This is a genomic window from Afipia sp. GW823-FHT06G09, from assembly GCF_058794875.1.
Genome location: NZ_JBXAHF010000003.1, coordinates 385,377 through 402,500 on the forward strand (window position 1 = coordinate 385,377; position 17,124 = coordinate 402,500).

At 61.8% G+C, this 17,124-nt stretch carries 18 protein-coding genes and 1 tRNA gene; 11 read left to right on the top strand and 8 right to left on the bottom strand.

What is annotated here, in order from left to right; translation table 11 throughout:
• Positions 1 to 102: 102 nt before the first annotated feature.
• The 5 genes from AC1Q67_RS14240 to AC1Q67_RS14260 form a co-directional block, all read right to left on the bottom strand.
• Positions 103 to 600 carry a hypothetical protein gene (locus AC1Q67_RS14240; protein ID WP_492236058.1) on the bottom strand — a complete coding sequence of 166 codons (498 nt, stop codon included), beginning with the start codon at positions 598 to 600 and terminating at the stop codon, positions 103 to 105.
• Positions 597 to 1,190 (bottom strand): permease, encoded by a 594-nt coding sequence (locus AC1Q67_RS14245; RefSeq protein WP_492236059.1) that lies wholly within the window; start codon positions 1,188 to 1,190, stop codon positions 597 to 599. The genes AC1Q67_RS14240 and AC1Q67_RS14245 overlap by 4 nt, the downstream gene beginning before the upstream one ends.
• Positions 1,191 to 1,203: 13 nt before the next feature.
• A complete protein-coding gene (gene crcB, locus AC1Q67_RS14250; protein ID WP_492236060.1) occupies positions 1,204 to 1,578 on the bottom strand; it encodes a fluoride efflux transporter CrcB in 375 nt (124 codons plus the stop codon).
• A 74-nt stretch (positions 1,579 to 1,652) separates the two neighbouring features.
• Positions 1,653 to 2,249 (bottom strand): superoxide dismutase, encoded by a 597-nt coding sequence (locus AC1Q67_RS14255; RefSeq protein ID WP_006018849.1) that lies wholly within the window; start codon positions 2,247 to 2,249, stop codon positions 1,653 to 1,655.
• Between the two features lie 187 nt (positions 2,250 to 2,436).
• Entirely contained in the window at positions 2,437 to 3,678 is a 1,242-nt protein-coding gene (locus tag AC1Q67_RS14260; protein WP_006018848.1) for an MFS transporter, read from the bottom strand.
• Positions 3,679 to 3,785: 107 nt separating this feature from the next.
• Between AC1Q67_RS14260 and AC1Q67_RS14265 the strand changes: the two genes are divergently transcribed.
• From AC1Q67_RS14265 to AC1Q67_RS14275, 3 genes are all read left to right on the top strand, one after another.
• The gene (locus AC1Q67_RS14265) at positions 3,786 to 4,310 is read left to right on the top strand and encodes a GNAT family N-acetyltransferase (RefSeq protein ID WP_024919504.1); all 525 of its coding nucleotides are present in this window, start codon (positions 3,786 to 3,788) and stop codon (positions 4,308 to 4,310) included.
• Positions 4,311 to 4,410: 100 nt separating this feature from the next.
• Entirely contained in the window at positions 4,411 to 4,899 is a 489-nt protein-coding gene (locus tag AC1Q67_RS14270; protein ID WP_492236061.1) for a cupin domain-containing protein, read from the top strand.
• Positions 4,900 to 5,170: 271 nt separating this feature from the next.
• Positions 5,171 to 6,232 (top strand): ketopantoate reductase family protein, encoded by a 1,062-nt coding sequence (locus AC1Q67_RS14275; RefSeq protein WP_492236062.1) that lies wholly within the window; start codon positions 5,171 to 5,173, stop codon positions 6,230 to 6,232.
• 67 nt (positions 6,233 to 6,299) lie between these two features.
• Here AC1Q67_RS14275 and AC1Q67_RS14280 read toward each other — a convergent pair.
• Positions 6,300 to 6,376 (bottom strand) — tRNA-Met (locus AC1Q67_RS14280).
• 324 nt (positions 6,377 to 6,700) lie between these two features.
• On the opposite strand from AC1Q67_RS14280, the gene AC1Q67_RS14285 reads away from it, so the two are divergent.
• The 7 genes from AC1Q67_RS14285 (at position 6,701) to AC1Q67_RS14315 (ending at position 14,378) form a co-directional block, all read left to right on the top strand.
• Positions 6,701 to 8,131, top strand: a complete 1,431-nt coding sequence (locus tag AC1Q67_RS14285; protein WP_492236063.1) for a coniferyl aldehyde dehydrogenase — start codon at positions 6,701 to 6,703, stop codon at positions 8,129 to 8,131.
• A gap of 64 nt (positions 8,132 to 8,195) precedes the next feature.
• Positions 8,196 to 9,803, top strand: coding sequence for a GMC family oxidoreductase (locus AC1Q67_RS14290; RefSeq protein ID WP_492236064.1), 1,608 nt, complete (start codon positions 8,196 to 8,198; stop codon positions 9,801 to 9,803).
• A gap of 100 nt (positions 9,804 to 9,903) precedes the next feature.
• Entirely contained in the window at positions 9,904 to 10,689 is a 786-nt protein-coding gene (locus AC1Q67_RS14295) for an SDR family oxidoreductase (RefSeq protein ID WP_024574751.1), read from the top strand.
• An 88-nt stretch (positions 10,690 to 10,777) separates the two neighbouring features.
• Complete coding sequence (locus tag AC1Q67_RS14300) at positions 10,778 to 11,662, top strand: MBL fold metallo-hydrolase (protein ID WP_492236065.1); 885 nt, start codon at positions 10,778 to 10,780, stop codon at positions 11,660 to 11,662.
• A gap of 79 nt (positions 11,663 to 11,741) precedes the next feature.
• Complete coding sequence (locus AC1Q67_RS14305; protein WP_024574753.1) at positions 11,742 to 12,584, top strand: fumarylacetoacetate hydrolase family protein; 843 nt, start codon at positions 11,742 to 11,744, stop codon at positions 12,582 to 12,584.
• A 71-nt stretch (positions 12,585 to 12,655) separates the two neighbouring features.
• On the top strand, positions 12,656 to 13,273 hold the full coding sequence (locus tag AC1Q67_RS14310; RefSeq protein WP_024574754.1) for a glutathione S-transferase family protein: 618 nt from the start codon (positions 12,656 to 12,658) through the stop codon (positions 13,271 to 13,273).
• Positions 13,274 to 13,286: 13 nt separating this feature from the next.
• On the top strand, positions 13,287 to 14,378 hold the full coding sequence (locus tag AC1Q67_RS14315) for a hypothetical protein (RefSeq protein ID WP_492236066.1): 1,092 nt from the start codon (positions 13,287 to 13,289) through the stop codon (positions 14,376 to 14,378).
• A gap of 66 nt (positions 14,379 to 14,444) precedes the next feature.
• On the opposite strand, the gene AC1Q67_RS14320 is transcribed toward AC1Q67_RS14315, so the two are convergent.
• Positions 14,445 to 14,606: a hypothetical protein gene (locus AC1Q67_RS14320; protein WP_492236067.1), complete on the bottom strand. Its 162-nt coding sequence runs from the start codon at positions 14,604 to 14,606 to the stop codon at positions 14,445 to 14,447.
• A gap of 150 nt (positions 14,607 to 14,756) precedes the next feature.
• Here AC1Q67_RS14320 and AC1Q67_RS14325 point away from each other — a divergent pair, with 150 nt between their 5' ends.
• A complete protein-coding gene (locus AC1Q67_RS14325; protein WP_492236068.1) occupies positions 14,757 to 16,064 on the top strand; it encodes an adenylate/guanylate cyclase domain-containing protein in 1,308 nt (435 codons plus the stop codon).
• Between the two features lie 42 nt (positions 16,065 to 16,106).
• On the opposite strand, the gene AC1Q67_RS14330 is transcribed toward AC1Q67_RS14325, so the two are convergent.
• A complete protein-coding gene (locus AC1Q67_RS14330; RefSeq protein ID WP_492236069.1) occupies positions 16,107 to 17,036 on the bottom strand; it encodes a DUF5996 family protein in 930 nt (309 codons plus the stop codon).
• Positions 17,037 to 17,124 lie beyond the last annotated feature (88 nt).

Sequence of the window (17,124 nt, forward strand, 5' to 3'; positions counted from 1 at the left end):
TCCAGGTCCGGTGAGGCTGAGAGGCCGCAGCCGCTCCAAATACTCAGAAATGTTATATTATAACATCACTCGCGTCCATGGTTCCGCAAGGCCGTTCCGGGCTCAAGGTTTACCGATCACCATGACGATAGCGGCAGCCAGGAACGGGAACGGGACCGAAACGGCGCAGCGGAACCAGACAAACCGGGCCGGCATGAAGGGGATTTCCCACAAAATCACCCGCTGGAACGCAAACAGGGCCCAGGCGACCACATAGGCGACCACCTGCGGGGTTCCTCCGCCGCTCTTGAGCGCGACCGCCCCGATTGAAAAGCCGACCACCGGCCCGCCAGGGGTCGCTGCACCGGCAACCACCGCGGTCGCGACGCCGAGCCACCCGGTATCCGGCCCCAGCCCGCCGACAATGACCTCGGAGGGAATGATCGCGGCAATGAACCCTGACCCGATCACGCCAAGCGCGATGCGCGGCACAATGTTGATGAAGTCCATCCCGCCATTGCGCAGCGCCGTGCCCAGCACCGCCTTGTCCTGCCGCCATGCGATCACGCTCACGCCGATCAGCGAGCCCCACAGCAGGATGTCGATGATCAGCGCGGTCACAGCTTGAACCTGTTCCGCACGCGGACATAGACGAAACGCCCGAGCGCGCCGGCGAGGATCGGCATCGGCAGCGAAATGACGATGCGCCAGAGCGTGAAATCGGCGCCCATGATCGGCATCTCCCAAGCGACCGCGCGGCCGTAACCGATCAGCGTCCAGCTCACCACCATGGCGATGGTCGCGCCGAAATCCGCGCCCACCGCGAGCAAGGCGCTCGCGACCGGATAAGCGGTAAATGGCCCGCCGGGCAGGATCGCGCCGAACGCGGTGCCGATCAGCAAGCCCTTGAGGCCGGACTCCGGCCCGAGCGATCTCGACACCTTGTCGTGCGGCAGCACGGCGGCGAGCAATCCGCCAAGCAGGCAGCCGGCGAGGACGCGCGGCATGATCTCGCCGAACAGCGAAACATCGTGGGAAAGGATGGTCCATACGCCGTCGAGGCCGTCACGCCGCCACACCAGCGCGGCGCTGATCGCCACAAGCGCGGCAATGATGAACGTCGACCAGCCGAACGGTTTGCGCTTGCTGCGCGAGACGGTTTCAGCGCCCTCTTCGTCGTTGGGAGGTTCGGTTTTCGGGAGTTTGGACAAGAAGAACTTTCGCTCAGGCGAAATGCCGGACCAGCGCGAGACCGCCGATGAGTCCCGCAATCGACAGCGCCACCGATCCGACCACGTAGAACAATGCCAGTCCCATCTCGCCGCGCTCATAAAGCGTGACCGCGTCCAGCGAGAACGCGGAGAAGGTGGTGTAGCCGCCGAGAACGCCAGTCATGACGAACAGACGCCACGGCTGCGATGCCTCACCCTTAAAGGCGAGATAGCCGGCGATGAGCCCCATCACCAGCGAGCCGGTGATGTTGATCACGAACGTGCCATAGGGAAAATTGAAGCCGCACGCACGGGCGCAGCCGACATTGATCGCATGGCGAAGCGACGCGCCCAGACCACCGCCGACAAAGACAAGAAGATAGTTCATGGAAATCTTAGATTGCGGAACGTCGTTTTGAAAAAGGGGCCGCAAATTGCGGCCCCTTGAGTTGAATGCGCTGGTTACGCCTTCTCGAACAGGGACTCGACGTATTCCCAGTTCACGAGGTGATCGACGAACGCCTTGAGATAGTCCGGACGGCGATTGCGGTAATCGATGTAGTAGGAATGCTCCCACACGTCGACGCCAAGGATCGGCGTCGCGCCATGGACCAGCGGGCTTTCGCCGTTCAGCGTCTTGGAAATTTCGAGCTTGCCGTTCTTCACCGACAGCCACGCCCAGCCCGAGCCGAACTGGCCGACACCGGCCGCGATGAAGTCGGTCTTGAACTTCTCGAGACCGCCGAGATCCTCATCGATCTTCTTGGCGAGCTTGCCGGGAAGCTTGTCGCCGCCGCCGTTGGGCTTCATCCAGTTCCAAAAATGGTTGTGGTTGTAGTCCTGCCCTGCGTTGTTGAAGATCGGCGCGTTCTTGCCGAACGAGCCCTTCACGATGTCTTCAAGGGACTTGCCCTCGAACTCGGTGCCCTTGATCAGGTTATTGAGGTTGGTCACGTAAGCCTGGTGATGCTTGTCGTGGTGATATTCGAGCGTCTCCTTCGACATGTACGGCTGGAGCGCATCATGAGCGTAAGGCAAATTCGCGAGCGTGAAGGTCATGGGTCAACTTCCGGAAATTGTGGGTGACGAGGTGTCAACGCGGCGCACTATAGAAGGTTTCCCGGAGAGGGAAACAGGGTTGCCGCACTGAATCGCGATGATGGCCGGATCGCCCCGCAGAGCGGGTTATTGCCGGACCATCGTTTTTACAAATCGCCTTATTCGGACAGCCTCTTAAGCGGCCTTCTCAAGCAGCCTCGGGCAGCGCTCCGGCCAGTTCATTCTTGGCTTTCGGCGGACGCACATTCATCAGCATCTGGAACGAACCCGCGATCAGACCGATGATAACCGCGCCCTTCCAGGCCAGATCATAGCTACCGAGACGATCGAAAATCAGGCCGCTGCCCCAGGCGCCGATAAACGATCCCACCTGATGGCTGAGGAAGGCGATACCGGTCAGGGTCGCCATGTAGCGCAGTCCGAACAATTGCGCGACGAGACCGTTCACCAGCGGCACGACGCCGAGCCAGAGCGAGCCCATCACCGCCGCGAAAATCAGCGTCGATGTCGGCGTGGCGGGCAGGAGGAAATACACCGCGATCGCCAGCGAACGCACAATGTAAATGCCGCCGAGCAGCAGTTGTTTGGGATAACGTCCTCCCAGCCAGCCGAACGCATAGGACCCGAACACATTGAACAGCCCGACCAGCGCCAGCGCCGTCGCGCCGAGCGATGGATCAAGGCCGCAGATCGCAAGATAATTCGGCAGATGTGTCGTGATGAAGACGAGCTGCAGCCCGCACACGAAGAACGCGAGCGCCATGATGACGTAGCCGGAATGTCCGAGCGCCGACTGGACCACCGCACCAAGCGACTGGTTCACATCGTCCGCCTTGTCGATCTCGATCTTGTCGGCCTTGCCCGCGCTGAACGCTGACGGAAGCATGACACAGGCCAGACCGATGAAACCAACTAGCGCGATCTGCCAGCCGGACGTCGAAATCAGGGTCTGGGCCAGGGGCGAGGCGATCACCAGACCGATCGAACCAGCGGCGGAAATCGCGCCCATGGTGACGCTGCGCTTGGCCGCGGACACGGCCCGCGCCGAGACGGTCATGCTCATGCTCGACGCTGTACACGACAGCGCGATGCCGACGCAGATGCCGCAGCCGAACGTGAAGGCCAGCGCCGTGGTCGCGAAGATCATGGTGACGAGGCCGAGAATGTAGACAAGGACACCGATAAGCATCACGTAACGGGAGCCGTAGCGGTCGGCGAACATGCCGACGAAGGGCTGGGTGATGCCCCACATGATATTCTGGATCGCGGTGGCCAGCGAGAAATCGGCGCTGGTGATCTGGGTATCATGCAGGATCGAGGGCTGGAAAAGCCCGAAGCTCTGCCGCATACCCATCGACAGGCTCAACATGACGGATGCGCCGATCAGAATCGACCACTTCTGGTAGGAGCTGAGCTGAGAGGCCTGCATTGTAGAAAATTCTCCCGATATGACGTTCATAATCGCATCGGAATCGGCATTTTACCATCTGCGCAAAGAACAAGGCTGATGTGCGCGCCCCAAGGACAGGCGATCGGATGAGCATCGAAATCGATATCGCGACCGGTAATACGGCCTGGCCCGCGGTCAAACCGCTGTTGTCGGCGGTCTGGCCGCCCGAGGTTGTGAAAGCAGCACCGTGGGGCCACATCGTCTTCGCCCATGCCGACCTGCGGGTGATGATCGAACTCGACGGCGATGTCGTCTGCCATGCCGGGATTTATCGCCGCACCGGCACCTGGAACGGGCGCAAGGTGATCATCGGCGGAATCGGCGGCGTGGCGACGCGCGAAGATTGCCGCGGGCGGGGCTACGCGACGCTCGCCATCAACGCGGCGATCCACACCCTGACCGAGGAGCGCGCCACCGATTTCGGAATGCTGTTCTGCGAACCGCACAACACTGCATTTTACGAAAAACTCGGCTGGCAGACTTTCAACGGCACCGTGTACGCAGAGCAGCCCGGCGGACGTGCGCCGTTCACTGCGATGGCGCCCTACGTGTTCAAGATCAAGCGCCTGCTGCGCGAAGGCACCATCGATCTTTGCGGCCTGCCGTGGTGAGCGCCGGCTGATAGCGCTCGTGCTGCACTGCTCGTTGCCAGCCGCGGCGCGAACGGACTAGCCTCCCTGCATAACAAGAAAAGCAAGGGAGAGAACCAACGTGAAGAAAATCAAAACTGCTCTGACGATCGCCGGATGCGCCGCCGCTGCGATGATGCTTCAGCATCCGGCAGCTAGGGCCGAGACGGACGGCGACGGCTTTATCCGAATCAAGCAAGGCGACGAGCAGTACAAGAATCCGTTCGGCGTCGGCGTCGAGGTGGCTACGCTGTTCGGCGATCCATCGAAACCCGGCATCTACGTGCTGCGCATCAAGTGGCCGCCGGGCATCATGAGCAAGCCGCACAAGCATCCCGAGGACCGGCATGTCGTGGTGCTGTCGGGCACCTGGTACACCGGCACGGGCGAGGCATTCGAGCCGGAAAAGGCGATCCCTCTCAAGACCGGCGCCTACATGATGCATCCGAACGGCAAGGTGCACTGGGACGGCACGCGCGAAGAAGGCGCGATCATTCAGATCACGGGATACGGGCCAAGCGGAAACGCCTTCAGCAAACCGGACGAGCCTCAGTTCGGGAAAACAAACTGAGAGGTCGCCCCCGGCGAAAGCCGCCTGTTTCAGGCGGCTTTTTGCTGCTGCAAAGGGCGTCGGAAAGGCCCAAAATCGGCTGGTATATGATTGTTATGTATACCAACTTACGTTAGATACGGGCGCCCTTCGACCCGAAGGGCTATTTCCCCTGCGATGTTAAGGATCCGGCCTGCGCCGTTCTTTGCCCCGGCAGGATTTCTGATGTGACAGACACTCTCAGCCCGGTTTGTGTTGAGACATGACGGCGTAATTTTGAGGACGAGCAAGCATGGCGCGCAACATTCTGATTCTTGGAGCCTCGTACGGCTCGCTGCTGGGAACAAAGCTGCTGATGGCCGGTCACAACGTGACGCTGGTTTGCCGCAAGAACACCGCAGAACTCATCAACCGTGACGGCACCGAAGTCCGCATCCAGCTTCGCGGCGAACCGGCACACCGCTCGATCTTTTCGCGCGACCTGCCCGGGAAACTGGACGCCACATCGCCCGACAAGGTCGATCTGTCGCGTTATGATCTCGTCGCTCTTGCAATGCAGGAGCCGCAGTACACCAACCACACGATCCGCGTTCTGATGATCAAGATCGCCGCGGCGAAGCTGCCGTGCCTGTCGATCATGAACATGCCGCCGCTGCCCTATCTGAAGCGGATCGAAGGCCTGTCGAACATGGATCTCGAAGAGGCCTATACCAATGCGCAGGTATGGGAACGGTTTGAGCCGGGCCTTGTGACGCTGTGCTCGCCCGATCCGCAGGCTTTCCGTCCGCCGGAGGAAAGCGCGAACGTGCTTCACGTCGGCCTGCCGACAAATTTCAAGGCTGCGACATTTGCAGATGACGCGCACAACAAGCTGCTGCGCGAGCTTGAAGCCGATATCGACGCAGTGACGCTCGACGGCAAGGACGTTCCGGTTAAGCTGAAGGTGTTCGACTCGCTGTTCGTCCCGCTGGCGAAGTGGTCGATGCTGCTGACCGGAAACTATCGCTGCATCACGCCGAACGATCCCCAGCCGATCCGCGAGGCCGTGCATGGCGATCTGAATCTCTCGAAGTCGATCTACAACCATGTCGATGCGGTCGCGCGAAAGCTTGGCGCGGACCCGGAAGACCAGGTGCCGTTCGAGAAATACGCCAAGGCCGCGGAAAGCCTGCTCAAGCCGTCGTCAGCCGCACGCGCGGTGGCCAGCGGCGCGCCGTTCATTGAGCGCGTCGATCTCTTGGTGAAGCTGATCTCGCATCAGCTTGGAATGCCCAATGCCGATATCGATCGCACGGTCGAAGTCGTCGATATGAAACTGGGCGAGAAGATCGTGCCGGGTGGATCCGCAGGATAGCGGCCGCTGCCGTAACCCGGCCAAAGAAAAACCCTTCCAGATCATTGATCTGGAAGGGTTTTTTGTTTGGTTGCGGGGATAGGATTTGAACCTATGACCTTCAGGTTATGAGCCTGACGAGCTACCGGGCTGCTCCACCCCGCGATAAATCGGTGCACACCTTCAATTGCAGACAGACGACAGTTCAACGCCAAAAGCGTCGTCCCAACCCGTCCGGAGGCGAGAGAAGGCAACCAGGGCAAAGCCCGTGGTGCGAGGGGTATGTACCAACGACACCCCGCTTTGGAAAGGCCTGCGGACGATCTTTTTCACGATTTTATGACGCCCGCCCAAGCAACTGATGCCATGGCGTTTCTGCGCCTGCGCCCCAATCGGGCTTGCCAACAGGGCCGCGACATATCAGCCTTCGGTCAATCCAAATAAGGCATGGCATCCAAAAGCCAGCCATGAGGAAACCCGGGGAGACCAATGAATCAGGCCGTCAGGACTCCCGCCGCAGGCGGCATCGAGGATGTGTTCCGCCGCGCCGTGGCGCTGTCGCGTGCGGCAGAACCTTCCCTTGCCGAGCGCCGCGACCGGCTCGCCCGGCTGCGCGCCCTCGTGGTGGAGAATGAAACCCAATTCGATGAAGTCATCTCTGCCGACTTCGGCAACCGCTCCAGGACCGAGACGCTGATCGCCGAAACGCTGTTCGTGCTCGCGGAGATCAAGCACGCGACCAAAAATCTCGGCCGCTGGATGGCCCAGAAGCATGTCGTGACCAAACTGCAATACTTCCCGGCGAAGAACAAACTGCTGCCGCAGCCGCTCGGCGTGGTCGGCATCATCGCGCCATGGAATTATCCGCTGCAGCTCACACTCGCACCCGCCGTCGCGGCCATCGCCGCCGGCAACCGGGTGATGATCAAGCCGAGCGAACTGGTGCCGCGATTTTCCGCGCTGCTGCAGAAGCTGATCGCCGAAAAATTCGACGATACCGAAGTCATGGTCACCGGCATCGACGGCGACATTTCGCAGCGGTTCGCGGCGCTGCCGTTCGATCATCTGATTTTCACCGGCTCGACCCACGTCGGCCGGCTGGTCGCCGAGGCCGCGGGCCGCAACCTGACGCCGGTGACGCTCGAGCTCGGCGGCAAGTCGCCGGCGATCATCGACCGCTCTGCCGATATTGCCGAGGCAGCCGAGCGCATCGTCTACGGCAAGCTGATGAATGCCGGACAGACCTGCATCGCGCCGGATTATGTCTTGATCGCAGGTGACCGCGCAGATGAATTCGTGACCAAGGCAAACAGCGCAGTCGTGCGGATGTTCGGCACGAGCCCGGACAACAAGGACTACACGTCCATCGTCTCGGACCGGCATTACGCCCGGCTGGAGAGCCTGGTGCAGGACGCGACCGCGCACGGCGCGAAAATCGTGCAGCCGGCACGCGCGGACGATCCGGCATGGAAATCGAAGCGAAAGTTTCCGCCGACCTTCGTCAGCGGCGCGACGACCGACATGAAGGTGATGCAGGAGGAAATCTTCGGGCCGATCCTGCCGGTGTTCGCCTGCGACAGCACCGATGCAGCCATCGCGCATATCAACGCCAACGATCGCCCGCTGGCGCTGTACTGGTTCGGCAAGGACAATGCGGCCCGCGATCAGGTTCTGGCGCGCACCGTGTCCGGCGGCGTCACGATCAACGATTGCCTGTTTCACTTCGTGCAGGCCAATCAGCCGATGGGCGGCGTCGGCGCGTCCGGCATCGGCGCCTATCACGGCGAATGGGGCTTCCGAACCTTGAGCAAGATGAAGCCGGTGTTCTATCGCTCGCCGCTCAATCGTCTCGCCGACCTTTATCCGCCTTATGGCAGCAGGATCGCGCGCCTGATCAAGCTGCTGCGTTTCATGTCGTAATCATTTTGGATCAACACGACCGGCAGCAAATGCCGGCGTTAAAAATGCTGTCTGGGGGAATACGATGGCCGATACGTTCGATTATGTGGTTGTGGGCGCGGGTTCTGGAGGCTGCGCTGTCGCGAGCCGACTGTCGGAAGATCCCAATGTCTCGGTCGCGCTGCTGGAAGCGGGCGGCAAGGATGACAACTGGGTCGTCACCACACCCGGCGCGCTGATTTTCATGGTGTCCGGCCCGGTCAACAACTGGGCGTTCGAGACCGTGCCGCAGCCCGGCCTCAACGGCCGCAAAGGCTACCAGCCGCGCGGCAAGGGCCTCGGCGGATCGTCATCGATCAACGCGATGTGCTACATCCGCGGCCACAAAGCCGATTACGATCGCTGGGCCTCGCTGGGCAACACGGGATGGTCCTATGCGGAAGTCCTGCCCTACTTCAAGCGCTCCGAGGACAACAGCGAACTCGACGGCTTCTATCACGGCAAGGGCGGACCGCTCAGCGTCACCAAGCTGCAAACCGACAATCCGGTTCAGGACATTTACCTGCAAGCCGCGCGCGAAGCACAGTTCCGGATCAACGAAGATTTCAACGGCGAGGAGCAGGAAGGCCTCGGCGTCTATCAGGTCACACAGAAGAACGGCGAGCGCTGGAGCGCGGCACGCGGCTACATCCATCCCTTCATGGGGACACGCAAAAACCTGCATGTGATCACCGGCGCACATGCCACGCGCATCCTGTTCGACGGCAAGCGTGCGACCGGTATCGAGTATCGCCGGGGCAAGGAGACGAAGCAGATCAAGGCGCGGGGCGAAATCGTCCTAGGTCTCGGCGCATTCCAGACCCCGCAACTGCTGATGCTCTCCGGCGTCGGCGATCAATCCGAACTCGCCAGACACGGGATCGCGCCGGTGCATCACCTGCCGGGCGTGGGTAAAAACCTGCACGATCATCCGGATTTCGTATTCGGCTTCCGCTCCCATAATCCGAACTTCACCGGATTGACGCTTCCCGGCATCAAGCGCATCGTCAAATCGATCTTCCAGTATCGCCGCGAGCGCCGCGGCCCGATGACATCGAACATCGCCGAATGCGGCGGGTTTCTCAAAACCCGGCCCGATCTGGATTTGCCGGACATTCAACTGCACTTCTGCATGGCGGTGGTGAACAACCACGGCCGCACGCCATTCTTCGGCAGCGGCTTTTCGTGTCACGTCTGCCTGCTGCGGCCGAAAAGCCGCGGCAGCGTCTGGCTGCAAAGCGCCGACCCGATGCAGCCGCCGGCCATCGACCCGAATTTCTTCGGCGATCCCGATGACCTCGAGGCAATGGTTGCGGGCTTCAAGACAACGAAGCGCTTGCTCGACGCGCCCGCGCTGAAAGCCCTTCAAACGTCCGATCCGTTCACCGCCGGTGTGGAATCCGACGACCAGATTCGCGAGGCTTTGCGTGCGCGGACCGACACGGTCTATCACCCGGTCGGCACCTGCAAGATGGGCGTCAACGATCCGATGGCCGTGGTCGACCCACAGCTCAAGGTCTACGGCGTCGAGGGCCTGCGCATCGCGGATGCGTCGATCATGCCCGAGGTGATCGGCGGCAACACCAACGCACCGACCATCATGATCGGCGAAAAGGCCGCCGACATGATCAAGGCAGAGATGCGCGTTCATTGATTGCGCCTGATGCCCGGATGAGGCATGACCCTATCGGAACTTTAAAGGTCTGATGTTTGACCTTAAGCGACAACAAACACCACAAAAACGGGAGTAATCAGTGGATCTCGGAATTTCAGGACGGCGCGCGATCGTGTGCGCAGCGAGCAAGGGTCTGGGCCGCGCCTGCGCGATCGCGCTGGCCAATGAGGGCGTTCATGTCACCATCACGGCGCGCGGCGCGGAAGCGCTGGCGAAGACCGCAGCGGACATTCGCAAAGCCAGCCCTAAGGTGACGGTGACGGAAGTCGTCGGCGACATCACCACGCCCGAGGGCCGCGAAGCCGCGCTCAAGGCCTGCCCCGATCCGGATATCCTGATCAACAACGCCGGTGGCCCGCCGCCCGGCGATTTCCGCGACTGGTCCCGCGACGACTGGATCAAGGCGCTCGACGCCAACATGCTGACGCCGATCGAACTGATCAAGGCGACGGTCGACGGCATGATGGCGCGCAAGTTCGGCCGCATCGTCAATATCACGTCCGCCGCGGTGAAGGCGCCGATCGACGTGCTGGGATTGTCGAACGGCGCGCGCAGCGGTCTCACAGGTTTCGTCGCCGGCATCGCGCGCAAGACCGTGATCGCCAATGTCACCATCAACGGCCTGCTGCCGGGACCGTTCGACACCGACCGCATTCGCGGGCCGATCGCGCAGAAGGCGGCGGATGCGCAAGGCATTTCCGTCGAGGATCTGCTGAAGCAGCGCGCCAAGCAGAACCCTGCCGGACGCTTCGGCGATCCGGAGGAGTTCGGCCTCGCCTGCGCGTTCCTGTGCGGCGCCAAGTCCGGCTTCATCACCGGCCAGAACATCCTGCTCGATGGCGGCGCCTATCCAGGCACGATGTAAGCGTCACGGGCTATCAACGCAAAACAAACCCTCGGGTTCAAAACCCGAGGGTGAAAACAACACGTCGAAGCGACCGGGAGCAGGCTTGATGCAATGGACCGTGGGCCGCGTCAAAATCACCAACGTCGTGGAAATCGGAGCGACGGGCGGCACGCGATTCATTCTTCCGCAGGCCACCCCCGAAGAGGCGCGGAAGTTGCCCTGGCTGGTGCCGCACTATGCCAACGCCGAAGGCCGCTTGAGGCTCAACGTGCAATCGTGGATCGTGGAGACGCCGACAAACAGGATTATCGTCGATACCTGCATCGGCAACGGCAAGGCGAACCGCTCCGTCCCGATATGGAATAATCTCGACAAGCCGTTCCTGAACGACCTGGCATCGGCGGGCTATCCTGCTGACACAATCGATACGGTTTTCTGCACCCATCTTCATGTCGATCATGTCGGCTGGAACACAAAGCTGGTTGACGGCAAGTGGGTGCCGACATTCACCAATGCCCGCTATCTGTTCGGCAAGACCGAATATGACTATTGGGCCGCGCATAGTCCTGCTGGCGAACACCAGGCGGTCTTCGAGGATTCGGTGCAGCCGATTGTCGATGCCGGACGTGCCGACCTGATCGGCAGCGATCATCGCATCGGCGACGAGGTGTCGCTGATCGCAACCCCCGGACACAGTCCGGGCCATATGAGCGTTCTCGTCTCATCCGATGGCCAGCAGGCGCTGCTCACCGGCGACGTCGCCCATCACCCCTGCCAGATGGCTCACCTCGACTGGTCATCGACGGCGGATTCCGATCCGGTCCAGTCCATCGAGGCCCGAAAGATGCTGTTTTCGCGCTTTGCGGACACCCCGACGCTGGTATTCGGCGGTCACTACGACCCCGGACACATCGTGCGCGATGGCAACGCATTCAGGCTGATTGCGGCCAAAAAGCCCCCTGAAAATGAGGGCGCTGCACAACGCGGGTGAAGGTTGAATTTCCCCCCGCTGTGTCGCATGAAACATCCGACGAATGAAATAACCGGACAAGAACGAAAAGGAACTACCTATGAAACTGGTTCGTTATGGCGCTGTGGGACAGGAAAAGCCCGGACTGCTCGACCGCTCCGGCCGCATTCGCGACCTCTCGGCTCTGGTGAAGGACATCAACGGCGACGCGCTGTCGCCCGCCGCTCTTGCCAAGATCGCCGCCGTCGATCCGGCTTCGCTGCCGCTGGTGGACGGCAACCCGCGCCTCGGATCGCCGGTCACGGGCATCACCAAGTTCGTCGCCATCGGCCTGAACTACGCGGACCATGCCGCAGAGGCCGGCATGGCGATCCCTTCGGAGCCGATCGTTTTCATCAAGGCCAACACCAGCCTGTGCGGCCCGAACGACAATGTCGAAAAGCCGCGCGAATCCACCAAGCTCGATTGGGAAGTCGAACTCGCGATCATCATCGGCACCAAGGCCAAGTACGTCACCGAGGCCGATGCGCTGAAGCATGTCGCAGGCTACGCGGTCTGCAACGACGTGTCGGAACGTTACTTCCAGATCGAGCGCGGCGGACAGTGGACCAAGGGCAAGTCGCACGACACCTTCGGACCGGTCGGCCCGTGGCTGGTGACCACTGATGAAATCGCGGACGTGCACAAGCTCGGCATGTGGCTCGACGTCAATGGCACGCGTTGCCAGACCGGCTCGACAGCGACCATGATCTTCAATGTGCCGAAGATCATCTCCTATGTCTCCGGGCTGATGACGCTGTATCCCGGCGACATCATTACCACCGGCACGCCGCCCGGCGTCGGCATGGGCATGAAGCCGCAGAAATTCCTCAATGTCGGCGACGTCGTCACCCTCGGCATCGACGGCCTCGGCGCTCAGCGTCAGGAAATCGTCGCAGCCTAGGCGGCATCCCACTTCAGGCTCCGGCGCTCGCGCCGGCGCCTTCCATTCATTCGTTCACCCAGGGACATCCCATGAAGCTTGCCTATTCCCCGGCATCTCCGTTCGCACGCAAAATCCGCATCGCGGCCATGGAGCTTGGGCTGTTCGACAAGATCGAGTTTATCGTTCCGATCAAGGCGATCCCGGTCACCGAGAACGAAGAATACGCACGCAACGTCAGTCCGCTGCGCAAGATCCCGGCCCTGATCCTCGACAGCGGCCAGATCATCGTCGATTCCTACGTCATCGCGGAATATCTCGACGAACTCGGCGGCGGGAAGCTGATCCCCGCATCTGGTCCGGCGAAATGGCAGGCCAAGACCGAGCATTCCATCCTTCAGGGCATGCTCGATGCGCTGCTGCTGTGCCGCTACGAGAAGATGCTGCGGCCGAAGGAATTTCTCTGGTCCGGATGGGCCGACGACCAGTTCAAGCGCGCATGGGATGGTCTGGCGCGCTACGAGGCGCATCCCGACGTGCTGACCCGCCCGCTGGACATCGTGCAAATCGGCATTGTCTGCGTGCTTGGCTACCTCGACTTCCGATTTCCCGATTGCGGCTGGCGCAAGGCGTTTCCGAAGCTCGACGCGTTCCATGAAAAAATGATGCAGCGAGACTCGGTGAAGAGCACCGTTCCGCCGCCTGCCTGATCGAGGACGGACGATGAGCGATCGCGCAGAGGACACCGATTTCAAAGCCTGGCACGCGGTCGCCGATCTCTATCACGCCTATTTCACCGGCCTGATCATGTCGCTGGTGACGCGGCGCTCGACCGCCGATGCCGCAGAGTTCGTGTTTCGCGTCTTCCGCCGCCAGCACCACGAGCGCTTTCTCGCCGGCATCGAAAAGTTCGGGCTGACCAACGCGCCGCATGCGGTCGCCGCCGCGCAGTATCACTATCTCAGCAACCAGATCGGCGGCGTGAACGTCGAATACATGCGCGAGTCCGACCGCAAGGCCTGGATCCGCTATCCGCCGCCGCGCTGGGTCTGGCGCGGCACCGCGATCTGCGCGATTCCCGGTGAAGTTTCGGCCGCGATGCTGCGCGGCTGGCACGCCCATAACGGCGTCTCGTTCAAAAATCCGCGGATGGGTTTCGTCTGCACCAAGCAGACCGTCGACGGCCAGAACGGCCTCGAAGGCTTCTATTACGAATACGACCGCGATCTTCTGCCAGACGAACGGCTGGTGTTCGCGCGGCATCTCGAGGCGCCGCTGTTCGATCCTGCCGCCGCGCCGAAGCTCGCGACCGACACATGGCCCCGCGCGCGGCTGGAAAAGGCCTACCGCAATTATGCGATGGAGTATGTACGCTCGTCGCTGCCGGTGATTGTCAACCAGTTCAGCCCTTCCGATGCGGGTCATTTGTTGTATCTGACCGGCAAGCTGGTCGGCATGCAGTTCTATCCCGACATTGCCGCGAGTTTTCCGGTTGCTCATGACAGTGGCCCGGAAGGCTTCGGCGCATTCCTGCTCGAATTTCTGCGCGCGGAGGGCGACGAGGCCGACCTGCGTCAAGCGAGCGGCCAGGTCACGATCTCACAGAAGCAATGGAGCCTGATCGCAGGCGTTCCGGACTATCATCCGATGTGTCTTCAGGCGCTGGCGGGGTTGATCGAAGGATTGATGACCGCGCATGACCGCCGCCTGTCGCTGAATTTCTCTGCGCAAAGCGATCGCGCGCCCGGACCGCTGACATGGACCATCACGCAGAAACCGCTCGCAGCGACCGACGACGGACGGTTTCCGCCGTAGTCCACGCTCCCGAACGAAATCGCCTCGCGGCGCAGATCAATGCGTCCGAGCTTTGCGGACTCCCTGTCACGCGCAGAGCGCGAGACCGATGGAGCGGCGGGAGGCGCCAAGGTGCTTGCGAGGCACCTTTGGCGAACTCTTGCGATCGAGTCCGCCGCGCAGCCTTGCGAGGGCCGCGCGCGCCTGATGCGACAGGCGCTGCGCCTCCCGGCGCTCCACCGTCGTCACCCGGCATGCTACCTTTTTGCCGCGCGATCTAGAATGGCCACGGTCGCCAAGACAGCACATAGGAATATATTCAAATCTAGGCCACCGTCAAGATGCAGAGAATGACGATCGCCGCCGCAGCGCGACAGACCGGCAGAGAGAAGGAATTTTATGAGCGATTTTGATCTGCCCGAGACGCGCTACGCCACCAGCGGAGACGTCAGCATCGCCTATCAGGTGATGGGCGAAGGTCCGATAGATATCATCATGGTTCCGGGCATCGTGTCTCACGTCGAGTTCATGCATGAGCTTCCCGGCTTCACGGCCTTTCTGCGGCGCCTCGCGGCATTCGCCCGCGTCATCTCCTTCGACAAGCGCGGCCAGGGCCTCTCCGACAGAACGCCGGGAGCGGCATCGCTTGAACAACGGATGGACGACGTCCGCGCTGTCATGGACGAGATCGGATCGAAACAGGCGACGCTGATAGGGTTTTCCGAAGGATGCGCGATGAGCGCGCTTTTCGCCGCGACCTTTCCCGAACGGGTGACTCATCTCGTTCTGTGCGGAGGCTTTGCGAAGGCTTACGCGACAGAGGAACTGATCCTGCAACGCGTCAAGACCTGGGGCACCGGCGCGATGATAAGAGGATTGATCCCCGATCAGGCGAGCAACCCGGACGCAGTGGCGCAGTTCGCCAAGTTCGAGCGGCTCTCCGCCAGTCCGAGCACCTACAAAGCATTCGGCCTGCTGAACATCGACATCGACGTGAGGTCGATCCTGCCGAACGTGCGTGTGCCGACCCTTGTGATGCATCGGCTGACGGACGCGTTGGTCCCCGTCGATTACGGCCGCGATCTTTCCTCCCGGATTCCGGGCGCGAAATACATCGAGTACCCGACAGGAGGCCACGCTTACTGGATTGGCGACGTGGAGACGCTGACCGGCGACATCGAGGAATTCATCACCGGGCACCGGGAGAATGCGTCGGAGACTCTCGAACGCCTGCTGGCGACGGTGCTGTTTACCGACATCGTCGACTCGACGCGCAGCGCGGCCGCGATGGGCGACCACTCATGGCGGCGTCTGCTCGACAGCCACGACCAGATCGCACGACAGACCGTGGAGAAATTTCGCGGCACGCTGATCAAGAGTACCGGTGACGGGATTCTCGCGACATTCGACGGCCCCGGCCGTGCGGTCCGCTGCGCTCTCGCCTTCGAGGCCGCGTCCCGACAGATCGGACTGCCGCTCCGGGCGGGAATCCATACCGGAGAAATCGAAATGCGGGGCAACGACATCGGCGGCATCGCCGTCCACGCGGCGGCGCGCGTGATGGCGCAATGTGCGCCCAGCGAGGTTCTCGTCTCGCGGGTGGTGACGGATCTCGTCGCCGGGGCCGGCTTGAAATTCGCGGAGCGCGGCTCCCATCAACTCAAGGGCATTCCAGGAAACTGGGATCTGTTCGCAGCCGCCGTCTAGCGCGTGGCACTATCGATACGCACAGCCCGCATCGTCGCGCGCTTAAGTTGGAGCGCGCTCGAGCGCGGCGCGATCCCATTTCGCGGCATTGGCCGCCGCTTCATACGTGCTCTGGAAAAAATCGAGCAGCATGGCATCGGGGTCGGCAGAAAGGCGCACCGCGTCGTAGTCCAGGACGAACTCCTGAAGATTTTTATCGAACGACGCCTGCGGCGGACGCAGCGGCGCATCCGCAAAACCCGGAGGCGCCGGATAAGCGTAGGAATAGAACGCCGCCTTGCCGAAGCCGCCGTTGCCCGGCCAGAAGCCGCAGCTCGAGACCTCATGCGAATAGGCCTCAACCGCCACCCAGTCCCCGAGATTGGGCATGCCGCCGGGATGCGGCGGCGCTGCGCGCCCCGAAAACCGGGTCACAGCCATGTCGAAGCTGCCCCAGAAGAAGTGCACCGGGCTCACTTTGCCGATGAACCCCGAGCGGAACTGTTTCATGACGCGATCGGTCTGCACCAGCACGCGCCAGAAACGCTGCGCGGCATCCGCATCGTAGGACTTGTGCTGACGATCCTGCTCGAACGGAATCGCATCCGCGACTTCAACCGGCATCGTCCAGATGGAAATCTCAAAGCCGAGATCGCGCAGGATCTGCATCGTCCGCTCGTAGAACTCCGCGACCGGCATCGGCGCGAGCGCGAATTCCACGCGTTGCGGATCGCTGGTGGTGACGACAAGCGCGTGCCGGCAGAAATCGAAATCGATCTGCAAGCTGCGCGACTGATAGGGCATCGGCGAGGTCGTCAGCCCGGTCGCGGTGACATAGAGCGGCACCTGCCACCAGTGGTTCAGCATCGGCTCCAGCGCGAGGCGAATCTTGCCGACCACCTGGGTCCACATATGCAGGGTCGCGCAGGTGTCCTGCCAGCCGATGAACGGCAGCGCGGGCCACGCGCGTTCGGATGTGTCGATCTGCGTCATGCCTGCGCCCCCACACCCTCCCGCTCATTCCCGCGAAAGCGGGAATCCAGTTCCTCAAAGCAAGCGTGGGTCCCCGCTTTCGCGGGGA